The following is an 18,845-nucleotide window of genomic DNA, read 5'->3' as shown; positions in this document are numbered from 1 at the left end:
TCGTCGGGGGGGTCGGCAGCGTGGGGAGGGTGACCGTCGGCGCGAGCATGGTGGCGGCCTGCGGGTCGGCGGGGAGCAACTGGTCGCGCAGGACCGTGGCGACCTGGCGGGCGGTGGGCCGCTCCAGCGGGTCCCGCGCCAGGCAGCGCAGGCAGGTACGGGCGACCTCCGGCGGCAGGCCCGGCATCTCGGCCAGCGGCGGCGGACCCTCCCCGGCGAGTGCCTCGCTGAGCTGCTCCCAGGTGTCCGCCGGGTACGGCACCCGACCGGACAGCGCCTCGTAGAGCAGCACGCCGAGGGAGTACACGTCGGTGGCCGGCTGCGCGGGCGCCCCGTCGAGCCGTTCCGGCGCCACGTACGCGGGCGTGCCGAAGGTGCCCCCGTCCTCGTCGTCGTCCGGCGCGCCGATCCGGGTGGCGATGCCGAAGTCGAGCACCTTGACCCCCGACCGGGTCATCATCACGTTGGCCGGGGTGATGTCCCGGTGCACGATGCCGAGCCGGTGGGCGGCGGCGAGCGCGTCCGCCACCTGGGCGCCGACCTCGACCGCCTCGGCCCACGGCAGCGGCCCCTCGGTGAGCCGGACCTCCAGCTCCTCGCCGGCCAGCAGCTCCATCACCACGAACGAGGTGATGGACCCGTCGGGCGCGACCGTCTCGCCGTAGTCGTGCACCGAGGTGACGTGCGGGTGGACGAGCTGGGCGGCGGCGCGGGCCTCCTCGCGCACCATGTCGCGGAAGCGGGCGTCGGCGGCGAGCGACGGGGCGAGCACCTTCAGCGCCACGACCCGGTCGAGCACCTCGTCGCGCGCCCGCCAGATCACCGACATGCCGCCGGCGCCGATCTGGTCGACGAGCCGGTACCGGCGGGCCAGCAACCGGCCGGGGTGCAGTGCTGGCTTCACGGATCGCACCTGCCTCGCTGTGGGAGCGCTATCAGGTTGCGCGAATGTGTCGGGCCTGTCAACGGTCGGCTACTTCCGGGGCCGAACCCCGACGGGCGGAACCCGGGGCCCGGCCGCCGGTGCCACCCCCGGCCACCTCGCCGGGCCGCCCCGGACGGCCCCTTTCCCGCCCGTGCCAGGATGAAGCCATGTCGGGACCGGTGGCGTTCGTGCTCGGGGGCGGGGGAGTCCTCGGCGCGGTCGAGGTGGGCATGTTGCGGGCGTTGTTCCGGGCCGGCATCCGGCCCGACGTGGTGCTCGGCACCTCGATCGGGGCGGTCAACGGCGCGCTGGTCGCCGCCGAACCGTCCGAGGCGGTCACCGACCGGCTGGTCCGGCTCTGGGCCTCACCCGAGGCCAGTGAGGTGTACGGCGACTCGGTGGCCCGCCAGCTGCGCCGCTTCGCCGCCCGTACCCACCTGCACTCGCCCCGCCCGCTGCGCAAGCTGCTGGAGGCCGAGCTGGGTGCGGAGACCACCTTCGCCGATCTCCAGGTGCCATTCCGCTGCTGCGCGGCCAACATCGAGCGCGCCGCCGAGCACTGGTTCGACAGCGGGCCGCTGGTGCCGGCCGTGCTCGCCTCCGCCTCGGTGCCGGGGCTGCTGCCGCCGGCCCGGATCGACGACCAGCACTACGTCGACGGCGGGATCGTGAACTCCATCCCGATCGGCGAGGCGGTCGCCGTGGGCGCCACGCGGATCTTCGTACTCCAGGTGGGCCGGATCGAGCGGGAGCTGACCCCGCCCCGACGGCCCTGGGAGATCGCCCAGGTCGCGTTCGAGATCGCCCGGCGGCACCGGTTCGCCCGGGAGATGGCGGCCCTGCCCGACGGGGTGGAGGTGCACGTGCTGCCCACCGGCGGCTTGGAGCCGCGCGACGACACGCCGTGGGCGTACCGGGACATGGCGGCGGTGGGGCGGCGGATCAGCCGCGCCTACACGGCCTCCCGGCGCTACCTGGCGACGCAGTTGGAACCCTGATGCCCCTGCCGCCGCAGTGGGTACGCCGGCTGCTCCTGGCCCCCGGCGTGGTGCTGCTCGCCTTCCTGGTGGTGACGACCCTGCCGGTGTGGGCGCTGCTCGCGGCGGCCGCCTCGCCGCTGGTCCCGGGCCGGCTGCGACCGCTGCGCCTGCTCTGGCTCGGCTGCGTCTACCTGGTCTGGGACGCGACGGCGCTGCTCGCGCTCTTCCTGCTCTGGGTCGCCTCCGGCTTCGGCTGGCGGGTCCGGTCGCCGGCCTTCCAGCGGGCGCACTACGTGCTCGCCGGCTGGTTCCTGCGGGCGCTCTTCTGGCACGCCCGCTGGGCGCTGCACCTGAGCATCGACGTGGTGGGCACCGACCCCGACACGGCGCTGCCCGGCCGGCCCGAGCTGGTGCTCTGCCGGCACGCCGGCCCGGGCGACTCGTTCATCCTGATCCACGCCCTGGTCAACTGGTTCAACCGGGAGCCGCGGATCGTGCTGAAGGACAGCCTCCAGTGGGATCCGGCGGTCGACGTGCTGCTCAACCGGCTGCCCAACCGTTTCCTCGCGCCGGGCCCCGAGGGCCGGGGATCGTTGACCGAGCAGATCGGGCACCTGGCCCACGGCCTGGACGACGACGACGCGTTCGTGATCTTCCCCGAGGGCGGCAACTTCACCCCCGGCCGCCGGCTGCGGGCCATCGAGAAGCTGCGCGGCCTCGGCCTGGAACGGATGGCGCGGCGTGCCGAACGGATGCGCCACGTGCTCGCCCCGCAGCCGGGCGGGCTGCTCGCGGCGCTGGAGGCCGCGCCCGACGCCGGGGTGATCTTCGTGGCGCACACCGGCCTGGACCGGATGCTCACCGTCGGCGACGTGTGGCGGGAACTGCCGATGGACAAGCGGATCACCATGCGCTTCTGGTCGGTGCCGCCCGAGGAGGTGCCCGCCGGTCGCCAGGAGCGGATCGACTGGCTTTTCGACTGGTGGGCCCGGATCGACGAGTGGATCGCGGCCAATCGGGACGGTGCCGCGTAGGGTGCGCTGGTGGACCAGATCTGCGTGGTGACGACGGTGGTGGACGCCCGCTCGGTCGCCGACGTGATGGCGGCAGCGGCCGTCGCCGGTCGGCTCGCGGCCTGCGCGCAGGTGGGCGGCCAGGTGGACAGCACCTACTGGTGGCGTTCCGGGGTGGAGACCAGCACCGAGTGGTCGGTGCAGTTCAAGACGGCGCCGGACCGGGCCGCCGCGTTGGTGGAGCAGATCCGGGCCAGCCACCCGTACGAGGTGCCCGAGATCCTGGTGACCCGGGTGGACAGCGGCGACCCCGGCTACGCCACCTGGGTGCACGAGCACACCCGGCCCTGAGTACCCGCACTCTTCTCAGGTGATCTCCCGGCCACCATGATGGCCGGGTGCAGAACACCGGCTACCCATGTCCCGCCTGCGGCGCCCCGGCCGACCTCGGCTCCGGCTGCTCCGGGTGCGGCCGGCCGCCGTACCCGGCCGCCGCCGAGGTGGTCCGGCTCGACCGGGAGATCGTCGCGCTCGGCGGCGAGGTCGAGCGGGCCCGCGCGGCGTACCAGGGGCTCGCCGACCGGCTGGGCGCGGCCCGGCAGCGCCGGGCGGCACTGGCAGCCGCGGTCCGGGCGGAGTTCCCCGTGTCGCGCCCGTCGGCGCCCGCGCCCCCGCGCCCGGTGGCGCCCGCGACCTCGGTGCCGGCCCGCCCGGTGCCGGCCCTGACCCCACCGCCGGCCGTGACCCCACCGCCGGCCGTGACCCCGCCGGCGGCGTGGCCGGGCCGGGGGCCGGTCGCTCCGGTCCCCGCGCCGGCGGGCGCGGGCGGGGCGGAGACCTCCACCCGGACGGTGCAGGGCCTGCTCTTCGTCCTCGGCGGGCTGCTGCTGGGCACCGCCGCGGTGGTCTTCACGGCGGTCGCCTGGGCGGCGGTCGGGGTCGCCGGCCGCGCGCTGATCCTGTTCGCGTTCACCGCGCTCGCCCTGGCCGCGCCGCTGGTGGCGGTGCGCCGCGGGCTGCGCGGCACCGCGGAGACGTTCGCCGCCGTCGGGCTCCTGCTGGTGCTCCTCGACGGGTACGCCGCCTGGTCGGTGGACCTGGCCGGCGTGGCCGACTGGCCCGCCACCCGCTACGCCGCGCTGGTCGGGGGGGCCGGCGCGGCGGTGGCCGCCGGGTACGCCCGGCTCAGCGGGCTGACCGTGCCGTGGTTCGCGGCCCTGGTGACCGCGCAGCCGGTGCTGCCCCTGCTCGTCGGCGACGCCCGGCCGGACGCCGCCGGCTGGGCGATGACCTTCCTGGGGGTGGCGCTGATCGACCTGGCGGTGCTGGTCGCGCTGCGCCGCCGGGGCACCCCGACGGCCGGCACGACGACCGTCGGCGGTCCGGCGACCGGCGCCGCGATGGCGGCCGGCGCCGCGACCCCGGGTGGTGCGACGCCCGCGCCGGCCGGGTCCGGGGCGCCGACGCCCGTGTCGGCCGGGGAGCGTCCGGCGGTCGTCGCCGGGCGCGTCCTGGCCTGGGTGGGGCACGGCGGCGCGCTGTTCGTGGCCGCGTGCTGCGCGCTCGTGCCGCTGATGCTCGGCCGGGCCGCCGGCATCCCGCCGCTGGCCGGGGCGCCCCTGCTGCTGGTGGCGCTGACGCTGCTCGGCACCGCGCTGCTCACCGGCGGGGCGGTGTTCCGCGCCGTGGCCGCCGCGCTGCTGGTGCCGGTGCTGGCCGGCGCGCTGATCCGCCCGATCCTGGAGCTGAGCCTGTCGCCGCTGCTCACGGCGCTGGTCGTGGTGGCACTGGCCGGCGCGGTCCGGCTGCTGCCGGCCGGGTGGCGGACCGGTCCCCGCGCGGGCGCGCTGCTGGTGGCCGGCGGGACGGCCCAGTTCGCCGTGCTGCTGGCCGTCGCGTTCGCCGGCGCCACCGCCGGCCGGTCGCTGCCGCCGTGGCGGGGGGCCGCTCCCGGGCCCGACCTCGACCAGGGATGGCAGGGGCCGGTGGTGATCGCGCTGACCGTGGCCGCCCTGGGGCTGCTGCTGCCGGGGGCCGCCCGGCCGGCGCTGGCCGCGGTCGGCGCGGCGGCCGTCGTGCTGGCGGTGCCGGCCGGCTGGCCGTCGCCCTGGCCCGCGGTGGTGGCCCTGGACCTGGCGGCGGCGGTGGGCCTGCTGGCCGTCGCGGTGGGGCGCCCGGGCATTCGGTCCTGGACGGTCCTGGCCGCGGGGGTGGCCGGGACCCTCCTGCTCGGGCACGGCCTGGTCGTGGGGTTGGCCGCCCCGGCGGGGGCGCTCGCGGCGCTCGCGGTGGTGCTGGTCGCCGGGATCGCGGTGGCGGCGGCGGGCCGGCGTGGCACGGCCGTGCAGCGCGGGGTGGCCGGGGCGGCGCTGGCCGTCGTGCCGCTCGCGGCGCCGGCCGGCGCGGTCGTCGCCCTCCTCGCCGCCGGTGCGCCGGCCTGGTGGCAGGCGCGGGCGGCGCTCGCCGCCGTCGCGCTGCTGCCCGTCGGGCTGCTCGCGGTCCGCCGGCACTGGCCCGACCTGCGGGCGTACGCCTCCGTCGGGGTGGCCGTGGCGGTCACGGCGGTCGGGTTGGCGCCGGTGGTCGTACCGGCCGACGAACCGGTGACGCTCTACGCCGCCGTGGCGGTCCTGCTCGCGACGCTGGGCGGTGCGGCGCGCTCCGACGTCGCCCTGCGGGTGGCCGGTGTCGTACTGCTCGTGGTCTCGGTCGCCGCCGCCGCGCCGGTGGCGCTGACGGCGCTCGTCGCCCCGTACGGCGAGGTGGCGCCCTGGTCGGGCGTGCCCACGGTGGCGGCCGATCCGGGGGCGCTCCCGGTGGGTCTCGCGTTGGCCGCGCTGGCGGTGGCCGGGGTGCTGGTCGGCCGGCCGGGCCGGGGCGTCGCGCGGCCCGGCCCGCTGCCGGCGGGCGCCGTTTCGTCGGCGGACGCCGGTTGGTGGCGGGCCGCGCTGGTCGCGTTGCCGTTCGCCGCGACCGCGCTGCCCGTGCTGCTGGTGGCCGCCGGCCTGCCGTGGCCGGTGCTGCCGGTCGTCGCGCTGCTCGGCGGAGTGGCCGTGGTGCTGGCCGCCGCGCTGGCCCCGCCGCGCCCGCTGCTCGCCCCGGTCGGGGTGCCGGTGGGGTTGGTGCTGGCGTCGTCCGGGCTGCTCGGGCTGCTGCCCACCCGGGCGGGCACGATGGCCGGCCTGGGCGTGCTCGTGGTGGCGGCGACGGTGGTCGCCGTGGCGGCCCGCCGGGACGACGCCCGGCTGGGCGGCGCCCTGGTCGCGGTGGCCGCCGCGACGGGCCTCGCGGTCGTCGCGCCGCTGGCCGGCGGGCTGCCGGTGCGGACGGCCGCGTTCAGCGTGCTCGCCGTCGCGGTGCTCACCCTGGCCGCCGCGGCGGTGCTCGGCGGCCCCCGGACGCCCGCCGGGCCGCCTCTGTCCGGTCCGGCGTCTGACGCCCTGGTCGGTCCGGCGTCGCCCGGTCCGGCTGGCGCGGCGTGGCCCGGTCCGGCGGGTCCGGCGTCATCCGGTCCCGTCGGCGCGACGTCGGCCGCTCCGGTCCGGCGGGGGCGGGCCACGGCAGCGGCGTTGGACGCGGCGGCCCAGGCCGTGGCGCTGGTCGCACTGCTGCTCGCGGTGGGCTCGCTCCGCCACGCCGCGGCGGTCTGCGTGCTGTGGGGCGCCGCCGTCGCGCTGCGGGTGCTGCGCCGGGGCGAGTCGCCGGGCCGGCGGTGGGCCTTCGCGGGCATCGCCGGCGGCAGTGAGCTGCTCGGCGGCTGGCTGCTGCTGGCCGCCGGGGGCGTGGCGGTGCTGGAGGCGTACACGGTGCCGGCGGCGGCGCTGGCTCTCGCGGCGGGCGTGGTGGCACTGCGTAGCCGGCCTGGGCTGACCAGTTGGCTGGCGCTGGGCCCGGGGCTCGCGGCCGCGCTGCTGCCGAGCCTGGTGTCGGTGCTGGTGGCCCCCGACCCCCAGCCGTGGCGGCGGCTGCTGTTGGGCGTCGCCGCGCTCGGCGCGGTGCTCGCCGGGGCGACCCGCCGCTGGCAGGCGCCGGTGCTGCTCGGCGGGGTGACGCTGGCGCTGCTCGCGCTGCACGAGCTGGTCCGGGGCTGGGACCTGCTGCCGCGGTGGATCTTCCTGGCCGTCGGCGGGTTCGCGCTGATCGGGCTCGCCACCACCTACGAGCGGCGCCGCCGGGACCTGGCCCGGCTCCGGGCCGCCGTCGGCCGGATGGGCTGACCACCACCCCTCGCGAGCGTCGGGGGTAGGGCTCGCACTACCCCCGACGCGGGGGTGGGCAGGGTTACTCAGCGCAACCGTTGGCCGGAGACTGGACGCAGGGCGCGCCGACCGGCGCCGTCCGGGATCGAGGAACGGGAACGGGAGCCGCAATGGTGCTCGGAGCGGTGGCGGACCCGCCGGTACGGCGGGGCAGTGACTACGCGCAGTTGTCCCGACGGATCAGCGGGGCGGGTCTGCTGGAGCGGCGCCCGGGACGGTACGTGACCCGGATCGTGCTCACGCTCGGCGTCTTCGCGGCGGGCTGGGCGGCGGTCGGCCTGGTCGGCGACTCGTGGGCGCAGCTCCTGGTGGCCGTCTTCCTGGCCGTCGCCACCACCCAGGTCGCGTTCCTCGGCCACGACGCCGGGCACCGGCAGATGTTCCGGCGGCGCGGGCCGAGCGAGGCGATCGGCCTGCTCACCGGCAACCTGGCGGTCGGGCTCAGCTACGGCTGGTGGGTCGACAAGCACAACCGGCACCACGCCAACCCGAACCACACCGACGAGGATCCCGACGTCGGGGCCGGCGCGCTGGTCTGGACGTACGAGCAGGCCGCCGCGACGCGCGGGTTCGGCCGCCGGCTGGCCCGCCGGCAGGCGTGGCTGTTCTTCCCGTTGCTGCTGCTGGAGGGCATCGCCCTGCACGTGGCGAGCGTGCAGGCGATCGTGGGCCGGGACTCCGACGGCCGGTTCCGCACCCCGATGCGGCACCGCCAGGTCGAGGCGCTGCTGCTGGCCCTGCACGCCGTGGGCTACCTCGGCGCGCTGCTGCTGGTGATGTCGCCGGTGAAGGCGCTGCTCTTCGTCGCCGTCCACCAGGGACTGTGGGGCTTCTACATGGGCTGCTCGTTCGCCCCGAACCACAAGGGCATGCCGATGCCCACCGCCGACGACGACCTGGACTTCCTGCGCAAGCAGGTGCTCACCGCCCGCAACGTGCGGGGCGGCCGGATCGTCGACGTCGCGCTGGGCGGGCTCAACTACCAGATCGAGCACCACCTGTTCCCGAACATGCCCCGGGCCAACCTGCGCCGGGCCCAGCCGATCGTCCGCGCCTACTGCGCCGAGCAGGGCATCCCGTACGCCGAGACGGGGCTGGTCGAGTCGTACCGCCAGGCGCTCGCGCACCTGCACGAGGTGGGCCGGCCGCTGCGCGGCTGAGACGCACGACGGGGGCGGCGCCGACCGGCGCCGCCCCCGTTTTCCGTGCGGTCGGGCTCAGGAGCCCATGGACTCGATCAGCTCCTGCGGGGCCTCCTGGGTGTCGCTCGCGGCCGGCTTCTCGACCGTGACCGGGGCGCCGAAGTCCGAGTAGGTCGTGATCATCGTGCCCAGCGACTCGTGCAGCACCTGGGTGTCGATGGCGAACTCGACGAGCCGGCCCTGGTCGTCCACCCGGGCGGTGAACGGGACGGCCTTGGCCTTGTCACCGAGGGCCTGGATGGCCTTGTCGTCGGCCTTGGTGCGGGTGTAGTCGAGGGTGCCGGAGTAGCTGCCCGGGCCGGTCTTCTCGGCGTCCACCACGCTGTCGACCATCTGCTTCGCCCCGCCCGGGTCGCCCTCGGGCATCAGGTTGAGCTGGCCGCTCTTGCCGAGCTTGGTGGCGTCCATGTGCAGCCACTTCTTCGGCATCCCCTGCATGCCGGTGATCTTCAGGTAGGCGTCGTTGCCGATCAGCAGGATCCGGAAGGTGCCCTGCGCGCCCATCTTCATCGTCATGTCGCCGGTCTTGGTGGCCGGGTCCATCGAACCGCTGCCGGTGATGACCGACGACTTGAGCTGCATCTTGACGCTCTGCTGGTTCAGCTTCTGCGCGGCGGCGCTCAGCTCGGCGCGGGCGTCGGCGGGGGCGCTGCTGGCCGGTGCCGCGCCGGTGGTGGCGCCGCCGTTGCCGGCCGGAGCGTCCGCGTCCGTCTTCGTGCCGCATCCGGTGAGACCGAGTGCGAGCGCGGCGACGAGCGCGACCCCCGTGGTCGCCAGCCGTCGAGTGTTCATCGTGGAAATCTCCTCACGCAGGGTGGGTCGGGGGCGACGACCCGGTCGCGGCCCCGACCGGGCCGCCGGTCAGCCTAACCCCGCCGGTCCACAGCCGCCCGTCTATACCGTGGCGGCTGCCGGCCGCCGTGCTGCCGGGTCGGCCACACCTCCCGCCGCTGGCCGGCGTCGTCGAGCCCGGTCCCGGTAGGGTCTCCCCATGGCAGACGTGCTCACCGCCGAGGCGGTGCGAGACGAGCTGGGTGAGCTGGCGGGCTGGTCGGGGGACCCCGCCGGGATCACCCGCACCGTGGAGCTGGCCAGCTTCCCGGAGGCCATCGCGGTGGTCGACCGGGTCGCCGTGACGGCGGAGGAACTGGACCACCACCCCGACATCGACATCCGCTGGCGCACCCTGACCTTCCGGTGCGTCACGCACTCGGTGGGCGGGGTCACCCGGCGTGACCTGGAACTGGCGCGGCGGATCGACGAGATCGTGGGGAGCGTCCGATGAGATTCGAGATCAGCAAGGTGTTGGACGCCATCGAGGGCCGGGTCAGCACCGACCCGTCGCTGGCCCGGGCCGTCGTCGACCTGGCCGAGGTGATCCGCTACCAGGATCTCGACGGCGGCCGGCCGGCGAGCCTGCTCCGCCTCGGCATGGTGATCGACGCGCTCGCCCGGGAACTGGAGGAGGACAGCATCCCGGTCTACGCGGTGGTCCACCGGGCACTGCTCTCCGACGCCGACCTCACCTCCAACGAGCGCATGGTGGTGCGCCGGTGGGCCGACGACGGGCTGGTCGAGGTGCTCGACAACCCGGGCGACCGGATGCTGGAGGTGGCGGACCTGCTCGGGCTGCCCGTGCTCACCCGGGTGCGGGCCGACGGCCTGCGCGGGCGCTACCCGTGGCTGGTCGAGCAGGCCGGCCGGGTGCTCGCCCCGGTGCCCGGCGCCGGCGGGCCGGTCTTCATCGCCCACGTCGGCGGCGGGCACACGCCGGTCGCCGGTGACCGGTCACCGGCCGGTGTGAAGCTGCTCTCCCGACAGTGGCGCTGCGCGGAGCCCGGCTGCGCGCTCTTCGGCGGTGGCGGGGGCGGCGGGGCCTTCGCCGATCTGTCCCGGGTGGTGGAGCGCAGCCCCGCCGGCCAGCCGCCGCCCACGCTGCGCGGCGGCGCGCCCACCTGCCCCCGGCACGGCACCCGGCTCGGCGACGGCGGTCCGCGACCGCGCAGCGCCGTCCTCGCCGTCCGGGTCGGCGGGCTGATCCGGCGCCGCTTCGTGCTCACCGAGGACCAGCCGGCGGTGGTGGGCCGGGCGCCCGACCAGGTCGGCGGGATCGTCCTCGGGCAGTGGCTCAACGACGAGGCGCGCCGCTGGATCAGCCGCAGCCACGTCCGGTTCGAGCTGCGGGTCGGCGAGGTGATCGTGACCGACGTGAGCACCAACGGCTCGGGCATCCGCCCGGGCGGGTCGATGGCGGAGGCCGACCGCGTCCCGCTGGCGCCACAGCAGTCCCGGGTGCTGGCTGAGGGCGACATGGTGGAGCTCTATCCCGGCGTGCAGATTGGCCGGCCCGACGAGCTTCCCGCCGGCGCCCCCTACACGCCGACCTCGGTCATGGCCGAGGCTCCCACGATGGCGATGCGCCTGCCGCGTTGATCGGCGGGAAACGACGGCGGGCGCCGGGACCGTGGTCCCGACGCCCGCCGTCGTCGTACGGGGTTCAGCCGGCCAGCACCGCGGCGAGCTGGGCGACGGCGTGGTCGATCTCCTCCTCGGTGATCACCAGCGGCGGGGCGAGCCGGATGGTGGCGCCGTGGGTGTCCTTGGCGAGCACCCCGCGCTCGGCGAGCCGCTCGCAGGCCTCCCGGCCGCTCATCAGCGTCGGGTCGATGTCGAGGCCGGCCCACAGGCCCCGGCCCCGCACCGCGACGAGGCCCTTGCCGACCAGCGACCGGAGACCGGCGTGCAGCCGGGCGCCCAGCTCGGTCGAGCGGCGCTGGAACTCGCCGGTGGCCAACAGCCGGACGACCTCGGTCGCGACGGCGCAGGCCAGCGGGTTGCCGCCGAACGTGGAGCCGTGCTGGCCCGGCCTGAGCACGCCGAGCACGTCGGTGTTCGCGGCCACCGCGGAGACCGGCACGATGCCGCCGCCGAGCGCCTTGCCCAGCAGGTACATGTCGGGCGTGACGCCCTCGTGGTCGCAGGCGAAGGTCTGCCCGGTCCGGCCCAGGCCGGACTGGATCTCGTCGGCGATGAAGAGCACGTTCTGCTCCGTGCAGACCCGGCGTACGCCCGGCAGGTAGCCCTCCGGCGGCACGACGACGCCCTGCTCGCCCTGGATCGGCTCGATCAGGACCGCGACGGTGTTCTCGTCGATCGCGGCGGTCAGCGCGGCCAGGTCGCCGTAGGGCACGACAGTGAACCCCGGCGTGTACGGCCCGAAGTCGGCCCGCGCGTCGGCGTCGGTGGAGAAGCTGACGATGGTGGTCGTGCGGCCGTGGAAGTTCCCCTCGGCCACCACGATGTTGGCCTGCCCCGGCGCGACGCCCTTGACCTGGTAGCCCCACTTGCGGGCGACCTTGATGCCGGTCTCCACCGCCTCGGCGCCGGTGTTCATCGGCAGCACGAGGTCCTTGCCGCACAGCTCGGCCAGCTCCCGGCAGAAGTCGGCGAACTGGTCGTGGATGAACGCCCGGCTGGTGAGCGTCAGCCGGTCGAGCTGGGCGTGCGCGGCCGCGATCAGCGTCGGGTGCCGGTGGCCGAAGTTCAGCGCCGAGTAGCCGGCCAGGCAGTCGAGGTAGCGGCGGCCGTCCACGTCGGTCAGCCAGGAGCCCTCGGCGGAGGAGATGACCACCGGCAGCGGGTGGTAGTTGTGCGCGGTCCACCGCTCCGCGTCGCGGATCGCCTCCGGCGTCCGCAGCATGTCGTCGATCACTGGCTCGCCTTTCCCTGACGGAGTCGCAACGTGCAGCACTTCGGTCCGCCGCCGGCCTTGCGCAGCTCGGAGAGGTCGACACCGATCGTCTCGTAGCCCCGGTCGCGCAGCTTCGCGGCCAGGCCGGTGGCCTGCGCCGGCAGCACCACGTGCCGACCGTCGCTGACCGCGTTCAGCCCGAAGACCTCGGCGTCGGCCAGGGTGGCGTGCACCGCGTCGGGGAAGAGCCGGCGCAGCACGGCCCGGCTGCCGGGCGAGAACGCCTCCGGCAGGTACGCCACCGTCCGCTCGTCGAGCACGGTGAGCGCGGTGTCCAGGTGGTAGAAGCGCGGGTCGACCAGCTGCATGGTCACCACCGGGTAGCCGAAGACCTCCTGGAGCTGCGCGTGCGAGGCGTGCGCGGTGCGGAAGCCGGTGCCGGCCAGCAGGACGTCGCCGGCCAGCAGGATGTCGCCCTCGCCCTCGTTGACGTGCTTCGGGTCGTGCATCTCGAAGCCGGCGGCCTCGAACCAGGCGCGGTAGGCGGGGGCCTCGTCGGCGCGCTGCGGATCGCGGAACTGCACGGCCATCGCCTTGCCGTCGATCACCGTGCCGCCGTTGGCGGCGAACACCATGTCGGGCAAACCGGGCACCGGAGCGATCTCCTCGACGGTGTGGCCCAGGTCCCGGTAGGTCTGCCGCAGCTGTTCCCACTGCCGGACGGCGAGGTCGACGTCGACCGGCGCGGTCGGGTCCATCCACGGGTTGATGGCGTAGTCGACGGCGAAGTACGTCGGCCGGCACATCAGGAAGCGCTGGCTGGTGGCGTCCATCGTCATTGTCCTGCTCCCAGGGGTCGGGCGCGCCCGGCCACCTTCGGCCCACGGGCTGGCGCCGTTGCTCAACGTTATGCGGCCGGGGGTGGCGGAATCCACCGGCGATGCTTGCGTCGAACGGCCGATCGTTGCGTATCCGACCTTGAAGGAGGCGATCTGTTGCGGTGTGGCACCCGGAGAGCGGCGATGCGCTGCATCGAGCTGCCCCGCCCCGGGGCGACCCTGCCGGCGCCGGGGGCGCCCCGACCGCGTCAGCAGCGCGACAAGGCAGTGTGACGATGAGGCAAGCGCGACCGCGAGGCAGCGCGGCGGCGAATCAGCGCGCGGCGAATCAGCGCGACGGTGAGGCAGCGCGACGGCCATGCAGGCGCGACGGCGAAGCAACGCGACCGCGATGCAGGCGCGACGGTAAGGCGCGGGGAACTGGGAAACCACTTCGGGGGCGGCGAACCGCCGCCCCCGAACAAGGGTTGCCCGGCTGGTGAACCACCAGACTGGTCGGGCGTCGCCGGTGAACCACCGGCGCTGCCGGCGCATCGCCGGCGAGCCGGACAGTGCCCGCTAGAAGCGGTCCACAAACTGTGAGTCGAGCCACTCACGGAACCGCTGCACCCAGTCCCCGTCGGTGGTCGGCCAGTCGAACTGGCCGGTCATCGCGAGCACGCCGAGCACCACCGCGCCGAGGCCCAGCGCGATGCCGAGCAGCGCGTCGGTCTTGCCGGCGATGTGCCGGCGGCGGGTGGCCATCAGACCCAGCACCGCGAGGACCGCGCCGATGGCGCCGAGCCCGATGCCGTACCCCGCGAGGGTGCCGGTGAGCACGAAGAGCGCCCCGGCCACGCCGACGATCAGACCCAGCGTGGCGAGCAGGCTGGCCCGGGGCTTCGGGCCGGCGACCACGGGCCGCTCCGGCTCGCGGTCGGGGACGCCGTCGCCGTCGCGGTCGACGGCGTGGTCCCGGTCGAGCGGGCGCTCCTCGGTGCGGTCCCGGTCCGCCCGGGCGGCCAGCGCCGTCGCGTTCCGGTCCAGGTCGGTCGTCCGACCGTCGAGGGTCCGTTCGAGGGTCGGGTCGGGTTCGGTGCCGCGGGGGGCGCGTCGGGAGTCGTCGTCGGTGGGACGGGCCGTGGCGGCCCGGGCGACGGCCGCCCGCTCGGCCGCCCGCCGCTCGGCGTCGCCGTCCCGCCCGGCGGCGCCGGGAACGGCGCTGCTGCGGTACGTCGTCTGCTCGCCGTCCCGGTCGGTGACCACCGGACGGTTGGGCGCGGTGCTCCGGTCCGCGTCGGTCCGCGTCGCGCCCTCCGGGCCGGTGTCGACCGGGGCGTCGCGGCCGTCGACGCGGCCGTCGAGGTTCTCGTCCCGTGTCGGCGTTTCTTCAGACCGGCGCGACAGCGAAGGAATCCTGACCACAACACACCTCCTCATGAATGCGTGGTGGCCGATGGATCTACGCCGCCCACGCGGTACGCGTCTGCAATACCCAGGCGGTCGTTCTCCGACACGGGGGGCACGCGCGCCGGGCCGGCGGCCCGCCGGAGATCTCGTCGGTGCTGCCCGCCGCAGGCCGGGCGCTCCGGCGACGGAGATGACCGCTGCTACGTTTCCGACGCGGGCTTCTACGACTACAACTGCGCGTCACCGGCGCCAGCCTCAAGGGCGTGGACGCCGTCCTCGTGGGGCTGCGCGAGGCGGACGGTGGCCTGCGTCCGGTGACCCTCGGCATCGCCGGACACTACAACGGCTCGGCTCCTGGCCGGCGGGGGCGAACCCGCCAACCGGCCGCCTGGCGGGCGCGTCGGCAGCGGCGGTGCCGGCGCGGCCCGCTGGTGGTCCGTGGGTCCCGTCGCGCGGGGCGGGGGTGCGTGGCGGGACCCGTGGGCCGCCGGACTAGGCGGGCACCGTCCACTTCTGGTTCGCGCCGCCGGTGCACGTCCAGATCTGTGTCGGTGTCGCGTTGGCCGGGTTGTTGTCCACCACGTCCAGGCACCTGTTCGCGCTGACGCTGACCAGGTCGCGGGCCGCCGTCGCGGTCCACCGCTGGTTCGCCGCGCCGGTGCAGGTCCAGAGCTGGGTGCGGGTGCCGTCGGCGGTGCCGTTGTCCCGCACGTCCAGGCACTTGCCCAGGGCCCGTACGGTGCCGTCGCCGCCGAGCGTCCACTGCTGCGCGGCGCTGCCGTTGCAGTCGTACAGCTGGACGGCGGTGCCGTCGGCGCTGTTGGCCCCGGCGACGTCGAGGCACTTGCCGGCGAGGCCGACGATCGGGCCGGTCCGGCCGCCGCCGGACTGGCTGCCCGACCAGGTGAAGGTGGCCGTGGTCCGGGCCGGCAGCGAGTACGTGAAGGACTGTCCGCCCCAGACCACCTTGACCGACTGGGTGCCGGTGCCGCCGTTGTGCGCGATGAGGGCCTTGGAGCCGTCCGGGTTGACGTACGCCACGTTCGGCACCGCACCGTTGGCGGTCGAGTCGATCCGGTACGCGCCGGGCCGGACGAACTTCGTCAGGTGGCCGGTGGTGTAGTACTCGACGGTGTAGTCGACCTGGCCGGCCCGGGGGCCGCCCTCCTGCACGGTGACCAGGCCGGTGCAGACGTCGCAGCCGCCGTTGTGCGGGCCCATGTGCTGGTTGAGGGCGAGGCTCCACTTGACCAGGCTGCTGCTGTGGTTGCGGGCGTAGTTGACGATGTCGGCCAGGTCCTCGTTGTGCTGGTTGCCGATCCAGGTGCCGCCCGAGTGCTCGGTGCTGAACTGACGCACCGACGGGTACTGGTTGCGGACCTGGGTGCCCACGGTCGGCTCACCGAAGTAGCCGTGCCAGGCGATGCCGCCGAAGAGCGGATCGTTGCGGATCCCCGGGTCGGCCAGCAGCACCGCCCCGAAGCCGGAGTAGTCGCCGTAGTTCCAGTCGTGCACGAGGACCTTGGTGCCGAGGCCGGCGGCGCGCAGCGCGGGGTAGAGGTGGTTCTTGGTGAACTCGACCAGCCCCGACCCGTTCCAGCTCATGCCCGGGTAGTTCATCTCGGTCGGCGCGTTGGGCTTGCAGCAGTTCGGCTCGTTCTGCACCGACAGGTAGTTCACCGGGATTCCGGCGGCCTGGTAGGTCTGCACGTACTTGACCAGGTACTGGGCGTACATCGGGTAGTACTCCCACTTGAGCCAGCCCATCTGGTCCATCCGGCCGTTGTCCTTCATCCAGCCGGGGGCGCTCCACGGCACCCCCTTCACCCGCAGGGCCGGGTTGAGCGACCGGGCCTGGGCGGTGAGCAGCCGGACGTCCGTGTCGTAGCCGTTGCTGTAGAAGTCGTTGAGGTCGCAGCAGGTGTCGTCGAGGGAGACGTTGCCCGGGCGGGAGAGGTCCGAGGCGCCGATCGGGTTGCGGACGAAGGAGAGCCCGATGCCCTCGGTCGGGGAGAAGAGCTTGCGCATCACGGCGTCGCGGGTGGCCGCGCTGATCGGCCCGCCCCGGAACAGGTACGCGGTGGTGTCCGTGATTGACGCGCCGCCGCCCTCGAACTGCTGGTAACGGGTGTTCTCGTTGACGGTTACGGTGTGCGTCGCGCCGCCGCTGGAGGGGGCGAAGGCGAGCGGGGCCTGCTGCTGGAGTCCCCGGCTGACCTGGCGGCCACCGGGGTCCGTGGTGGTGGTCAGCCAGACGTTCACCGGCTCGTTGGCGGCGGAGGCCGGTGCCGGAAGCGTGACCGTGGCGGCGGCCACGGCGGTGCAGAGCGCGAGCAGCCCGGCGGACGCGACTCGGCCTCGGGCTCGTCGGCGGTGGCCCACTGTGGCGGGTACGGGGGTGGGGGGCATCGGGTGGCTTCCTCTCGCGCGGCGATGGGGGAGATGTGCGGACGTGCGCGAACCGGCCGGTGACAGACGCGTTTGTGTCACGGATTGCCCGGACTCGTCCGGACCTCCGTGGGAACCAGTTAATATTCCTTCGTAATAGAAGTCAATGAATCTGCCCGATCGGGTGTCGACGTCAGGCAGCACCGGGGCTGACGCCGTCGGGTCGCCTCCCGGGGCGACCGAAGCCCGCAGGTCGCGGCCGGACGCGCTGGCTATCCTTGGCACCCGTGCCAGAGGGACACACCATCCACCGCCTGGCGGCGCGGCACGCCGAACTGTTCGGCGGGGACAAGCTGCACGCCGCCAGCCCGCAGGGCCGCTTCGCCGAGGGCGCGGCCCGGCTCTCCGGCACCGTCCTGGAGGCCACCGAGGCGTACGGCAAACACCTGCTGCACCACCACGCGGGCGAGCTGACCCTGCACGTGCACCTCGGGCTCTACGGCAGGTTCGCCGACGGCGCCGGGGAGCCGCCGGAGCCGGTTGGCCAGGTGCGGCTGCGGCTGACCAGCGACCGGCACTGGCTCGACCTGCGCGGCCCCACCGCCTGTGAGCTGCTCACCCCACCCGAGGTGGCGGCGCTGCGCGGCCGGCTCGGCCCCGATCCACTGCGCGCCGACGCCGAACCCGACCGGGCGTACACCCGGATCTCCCGCAGCCCGACCCCGCTGGCGGCGCTGCTGCTCGACCAGTCGGTGGTGGCCGGCACCGGGCTGATCTTCGTCACCGAGGCGCTCTTCCGGGCCGGGCTGCCGCCGACGCTGCCCGGTCGGCGGCTGACCCGCGCCGGCTGGGACGCGCTCTGGGCGGACCTGGTGGCGCTGATGCGGCTCGCCGTCGACCGCGGCCGGATCGACACCGTCCGCGACGCGCACCTGCCCGAGGCGATGGGCCGGCCCGCCCGGGTCGACCGGCACGGCGGCGAGGTGTACGTCTACCGCCGCCCCGGCGAGCCCTGTCACGTCTGCGCCACGCCGGTGAGCCGGGGCGGGCTGGCCGGTCGCAACCTCTACTGGTGCCCCACCTGCCAGCGGAGCTGACGCCCTCCGGCCACGCCGCACGGGTCCCGCCGCCCGCGCCCCCGGCCACGCCGCCGCAGGGGTCACCCGGTTGCGAGCAGCCAGCGGACCACCTCCACCTGGTTGGGGAAGACCTTCCCCTCGCCGATGCTCCAGGCCAGGGTCTGCCCGATCGCCCAGCCGCGTACCCGCTCCCGGTCGAGCCCCAGCTCCGCGCTGAGCCGGTCCAGCCGGTGCCGGACGGCGTCCGGCGAGTGCCCCAGCTCCGCGCCCCGGACCAGCGGCACCACGCCGAACTCGCGCTCGCCGGTCAGCGGCTTCGGGTCGATGAGCAGCCACGGCTCCCGGGACGCCCGCAGCACGTTGCCGGCGTGCAGGTCCTGGTTGACCAGCACCTGCGCGCCCTGGCTGCCGACCAGGTCCGCCAGCAGCCCCAGCGCCGCGTCGAGCAGCCGCCGTTCGTACGGCCGGCCGGCCCGCTCCCAGTTCGCCGGCAGCCGCTCCATCCAGCCGGCGGCCTCGTCGGCGAGCGGGGTGAACGGCGGGCCGGCCGGTCGCCACAGCCGGGGCAGCAGCCCGACCGCCACGTCCAGCGCCGCGTCGGCGGGCAGGGCGTGCAGCGGCGTGCCGGGCACGCACCGCTCGACCAGCAGCGCCCGCCGCTGCGGATCGTGCGCGAGCAGCCGGGCCGCTCCCACCCCGGCCCAGTGCTCCAGCGCCGTGGCCTCGTGCACGCTGTCGGGGTCCGGGTACTGGAGCTTGAGCACCGCCGGCGTGCCGTCGGGCAGCTCCGCCGGCAGGGCCAGCGACGCGAAGGCGTACGGGAAGGGCGGCCCGAGCCGCAGCGACCAGCGCGCGGCGCAGGCGGCCAGCCGCTCCGGCAGCGCCGCCAGCCACTCCCGCCCGGCCGGCACGCCCCGCACCCACCCCAGCCCGTCCGGGATCAGGAGTTCGGAATCCATCCGGCCATCCTGGACCGTGACCGCGCGGTCCGCACCACCGATTCCGCCGCCCGCCCCCGGTTCGGTGATCAAGAGGTTCCGTCCCGCCACGGAGATCGAACCGGACGCGAACCTCTTGATC

The 18,845-nt window shown here is 75.3% G+C and carries 15 protein-coding genes; 8 read left to right on the top strand and 7 right to left on the bottom strand.

Annotated features, from left to right (window positions below; all coding sequences use genetic code 11):
• Positions 1-904, bottom strand: a 904-nt coding sequence (locus ACSNN9_RS22590) for a serine/threonine-protein kinase (RefSeq protein ID WP_436675264.1), incomplete at its 3' end; no start/stop codon positions are given.
• A gap of 188 nt (positions 905-1,092) precedes the next feature.
• Here ACSNN9_RS22590 and ACSNN9_RS22585 point away from each other — a divergent pair.
• The 5 genes from ACSNN9_RS22585 (at position 1,093) to ACSNN9_RS22565 (ending at position 8,337) form a co-directional block, all read left to right on the top strand.
• Entirely contained in the window at positions 1,093-1,923 is an 831-nt protein-coding gene (locus ACSNN9_RS22585) for a patatin-like phospholipase family protein (RefSeq protein ID WP_358081287.1), read from the top strand.
• Complete coding sequence (locus ACSNN9_RS22580; protein ID WP_436675263.1) at positions 1,923-2,939, top strand: 1-acyl-sn-glycerol-3-phosphate acyltransferase; 1,017 nt, start codon at positions 1,923-1,925, stop codon at positions 2,937-2,939. The genes ACSNN9_RS22585 and ACSNN9_RS22580 overlap by 1 nt, the downstream gene beginning before the upstream one ends.
• Before the next feature lie 9 nt (positions 2,940-2,948).
• Positions 2,949-3,269, top strand: coding sequence for a divalent-cation tolerance protein CutA (gene cutA, locus ACSNN9_RS22575; RefSeq protein ID WP_357088067.1), 321 nt, complete (start codon positions 2,949-2,951; stop codon positions 3,267-3,269).
• A gap of 47 nt (positions 3,270-3,316) precedes the next feature.
• A complete protein-coding gene (locus ACSNN9_RS22570; RefSeq protein WP_436675262.1) occupies positions 3,317-7,135 on the top strand; it encodes an SCO7613 C-terminal domain-containing membrane protein in 3,819 nt (1,272 codons plus the stop codon).
• 152 nt (positions 7,136-7,287) lie between these two features.
• Positions 7,288-8,337 (top strand): fatty acid desaturase family protein, encoded by a 1,050-nt coding sequence (locus ACSNN9_RS22565; RefSeq protein WP_436675261.1) that lies wholly within the window; start codon positions 7,288-7,290, stop codon positions 8,335-8,337.
• Positions 8,338-8,394: 57 nt separating this feature from the next.
• Here the strand turns inward: ACSNN9_RS22565 and ACSNN9_RS22560 are convergent, their stop codons facing one another.
• The gene (locus ACSNN9_RS22560) at positions 8,395-9,171 is read right to left on the bottom strand and encodes a hypothetical protein (RefSeq protein ID WP_436675260.1); all 777 of its coding nucleotides are present in this window, start codon (positions 9,169-9,171) and stop codon (positions 8,395-8,397) included.
• 199 nt (positions 9,172-9,370) lie between these two features.
• On the opposite strand from ACSNN9_RS22560, the gene ACSNN9_RS22555 reads away from it, so the two are divergent.
• Both ACSNN9_RS22555 and ACSNN9_RS22550 read left to right on the top strand, forming a co-directional pair.
• Positions 9,371-9,664 (top strand): 4a-hydroxytetrahydrobiopterin dehydratase, encoded by a 294-nt coding sequence (locus tag ACSNN9_RS22555; RefSeq protein WP_436675259.1) that lies wholly within the window; start codon positions 9,371-9,373, stop codon positions 9,662-9,664.
• Positions 9,661-10,812, top strand: a complete 1,152-nt coding sequence (locus ACSNN9_RS22550) for an FHA domain-containing protein (protein ID WP_436675258.1) — start codon at positions 9,661-9,663, stop codon at positions 10,810-10,812. The genes ACSNN9_RS22555 and ACSNN9_RS22550 overlap by 4 nt, the downstream gene beginning before the upstream one ends.
• Positions 10,813-10,876: 64 nt before the next feature.
• Here ACSNN9_RS22550 and rocD read toward each other — a convergent pair whose 3' ends face one another.
• From rocD to ACSNN9_RS22530, 4 genes are all read right to left on the bottom strand, one after another.
• Positions 10,877-12,091: an ornithine--oxo-acid transaminase gene (gene rocD, locus ACSNN9_RS22545; protein ID WP_436675257.1), complete on the bottom strand. Its 1,215-nt coding sequence runs from the start codon at positions 12,089-12,091 to the stop codon at positions 10,877-10,879.
• Positions 12,088-12,903: a dimethylargininase gene (ddaH, locus tag ACSNN9_RS22540; protein WP_436675265.1), complete on the bottom strand. Its 816-nt coding sequence runs from the start codon at positions 12,901-12,903 to the stop codon at positions 12,088-12,090. Before ddaH ends, rocD begins: the two co-directional genes overlap by 4 nt.
• A 564-nt stretch (positions 12,904-13,467) precedes the next feature.
• Positions 13,468-14,313, bottom strand: coding sequence for a thrombospondin (locus ACSNN9_RS22535; protein WP_436675256.1), 846 nt, complete (start codon positions 14,311-14,313; stop codon positions 13,468-13,470).
• 477 nt (positions 14,314-14,790) lie between these two features.
• Positions 14,791-16,707, bottom strand: coding sequence for a ricin-type beta-trefoil lectin domain protein (locus ACSNN9_RS22530; RefSeq protein WP_436675255.1), 1,917 nt, complete (start codon positions 16,705-16,707; stop codon positions 14,791-14,793).
• Between the two features lie 266 nt (positions 16,708-16,973).
• Here ACSNN9_RS22530 and ACSNN9_RS22525 point away from each other — a divergent pair, with 266 nt between their 5' ends.
• Positions 16,974-17,783, top strand: coding sequence for an Fpg/Nei family DNA glycosylase (locus ACSNN9_RS22525; RefSeq protein ID WP_436675254.1), 810 nt, complete (start codon positions 16,974-16,976; stop codon positions 17,781-17,783).
• Positions 17,784-17,845: 62 nt separating this feature from the next.
• Here ACSNN9_RS22525 and ACSNN9_RS22520 read toward each other — a convergent pair whose 3' ends face one another.
• Entirely contained in the window at positions 17,846-18,724 is an 879-nt protein-coding gene (locus tag ACSNN9_RS22520; RefSeq protein ID WP_436675253.1) for an aminoglycoside phosphotransferase family protein, read from the bottom strand.
• Between the last annotated feature and the right edge of the window lie 121 nt (positions 18,725-18,845).

The organism is Micromonospora sp. URMC 107, assembly GCF_051386315.1.
GTDB lineage: Bacteria > Actinomycetota > Actinomycetes > Mycobacteriales > Micromonosporaceae > Micromonospora.
Note: the sequence above shows the minus strand (reverse complement) of the source record. Positions and strands in the feature narration are given on the sequence as shown.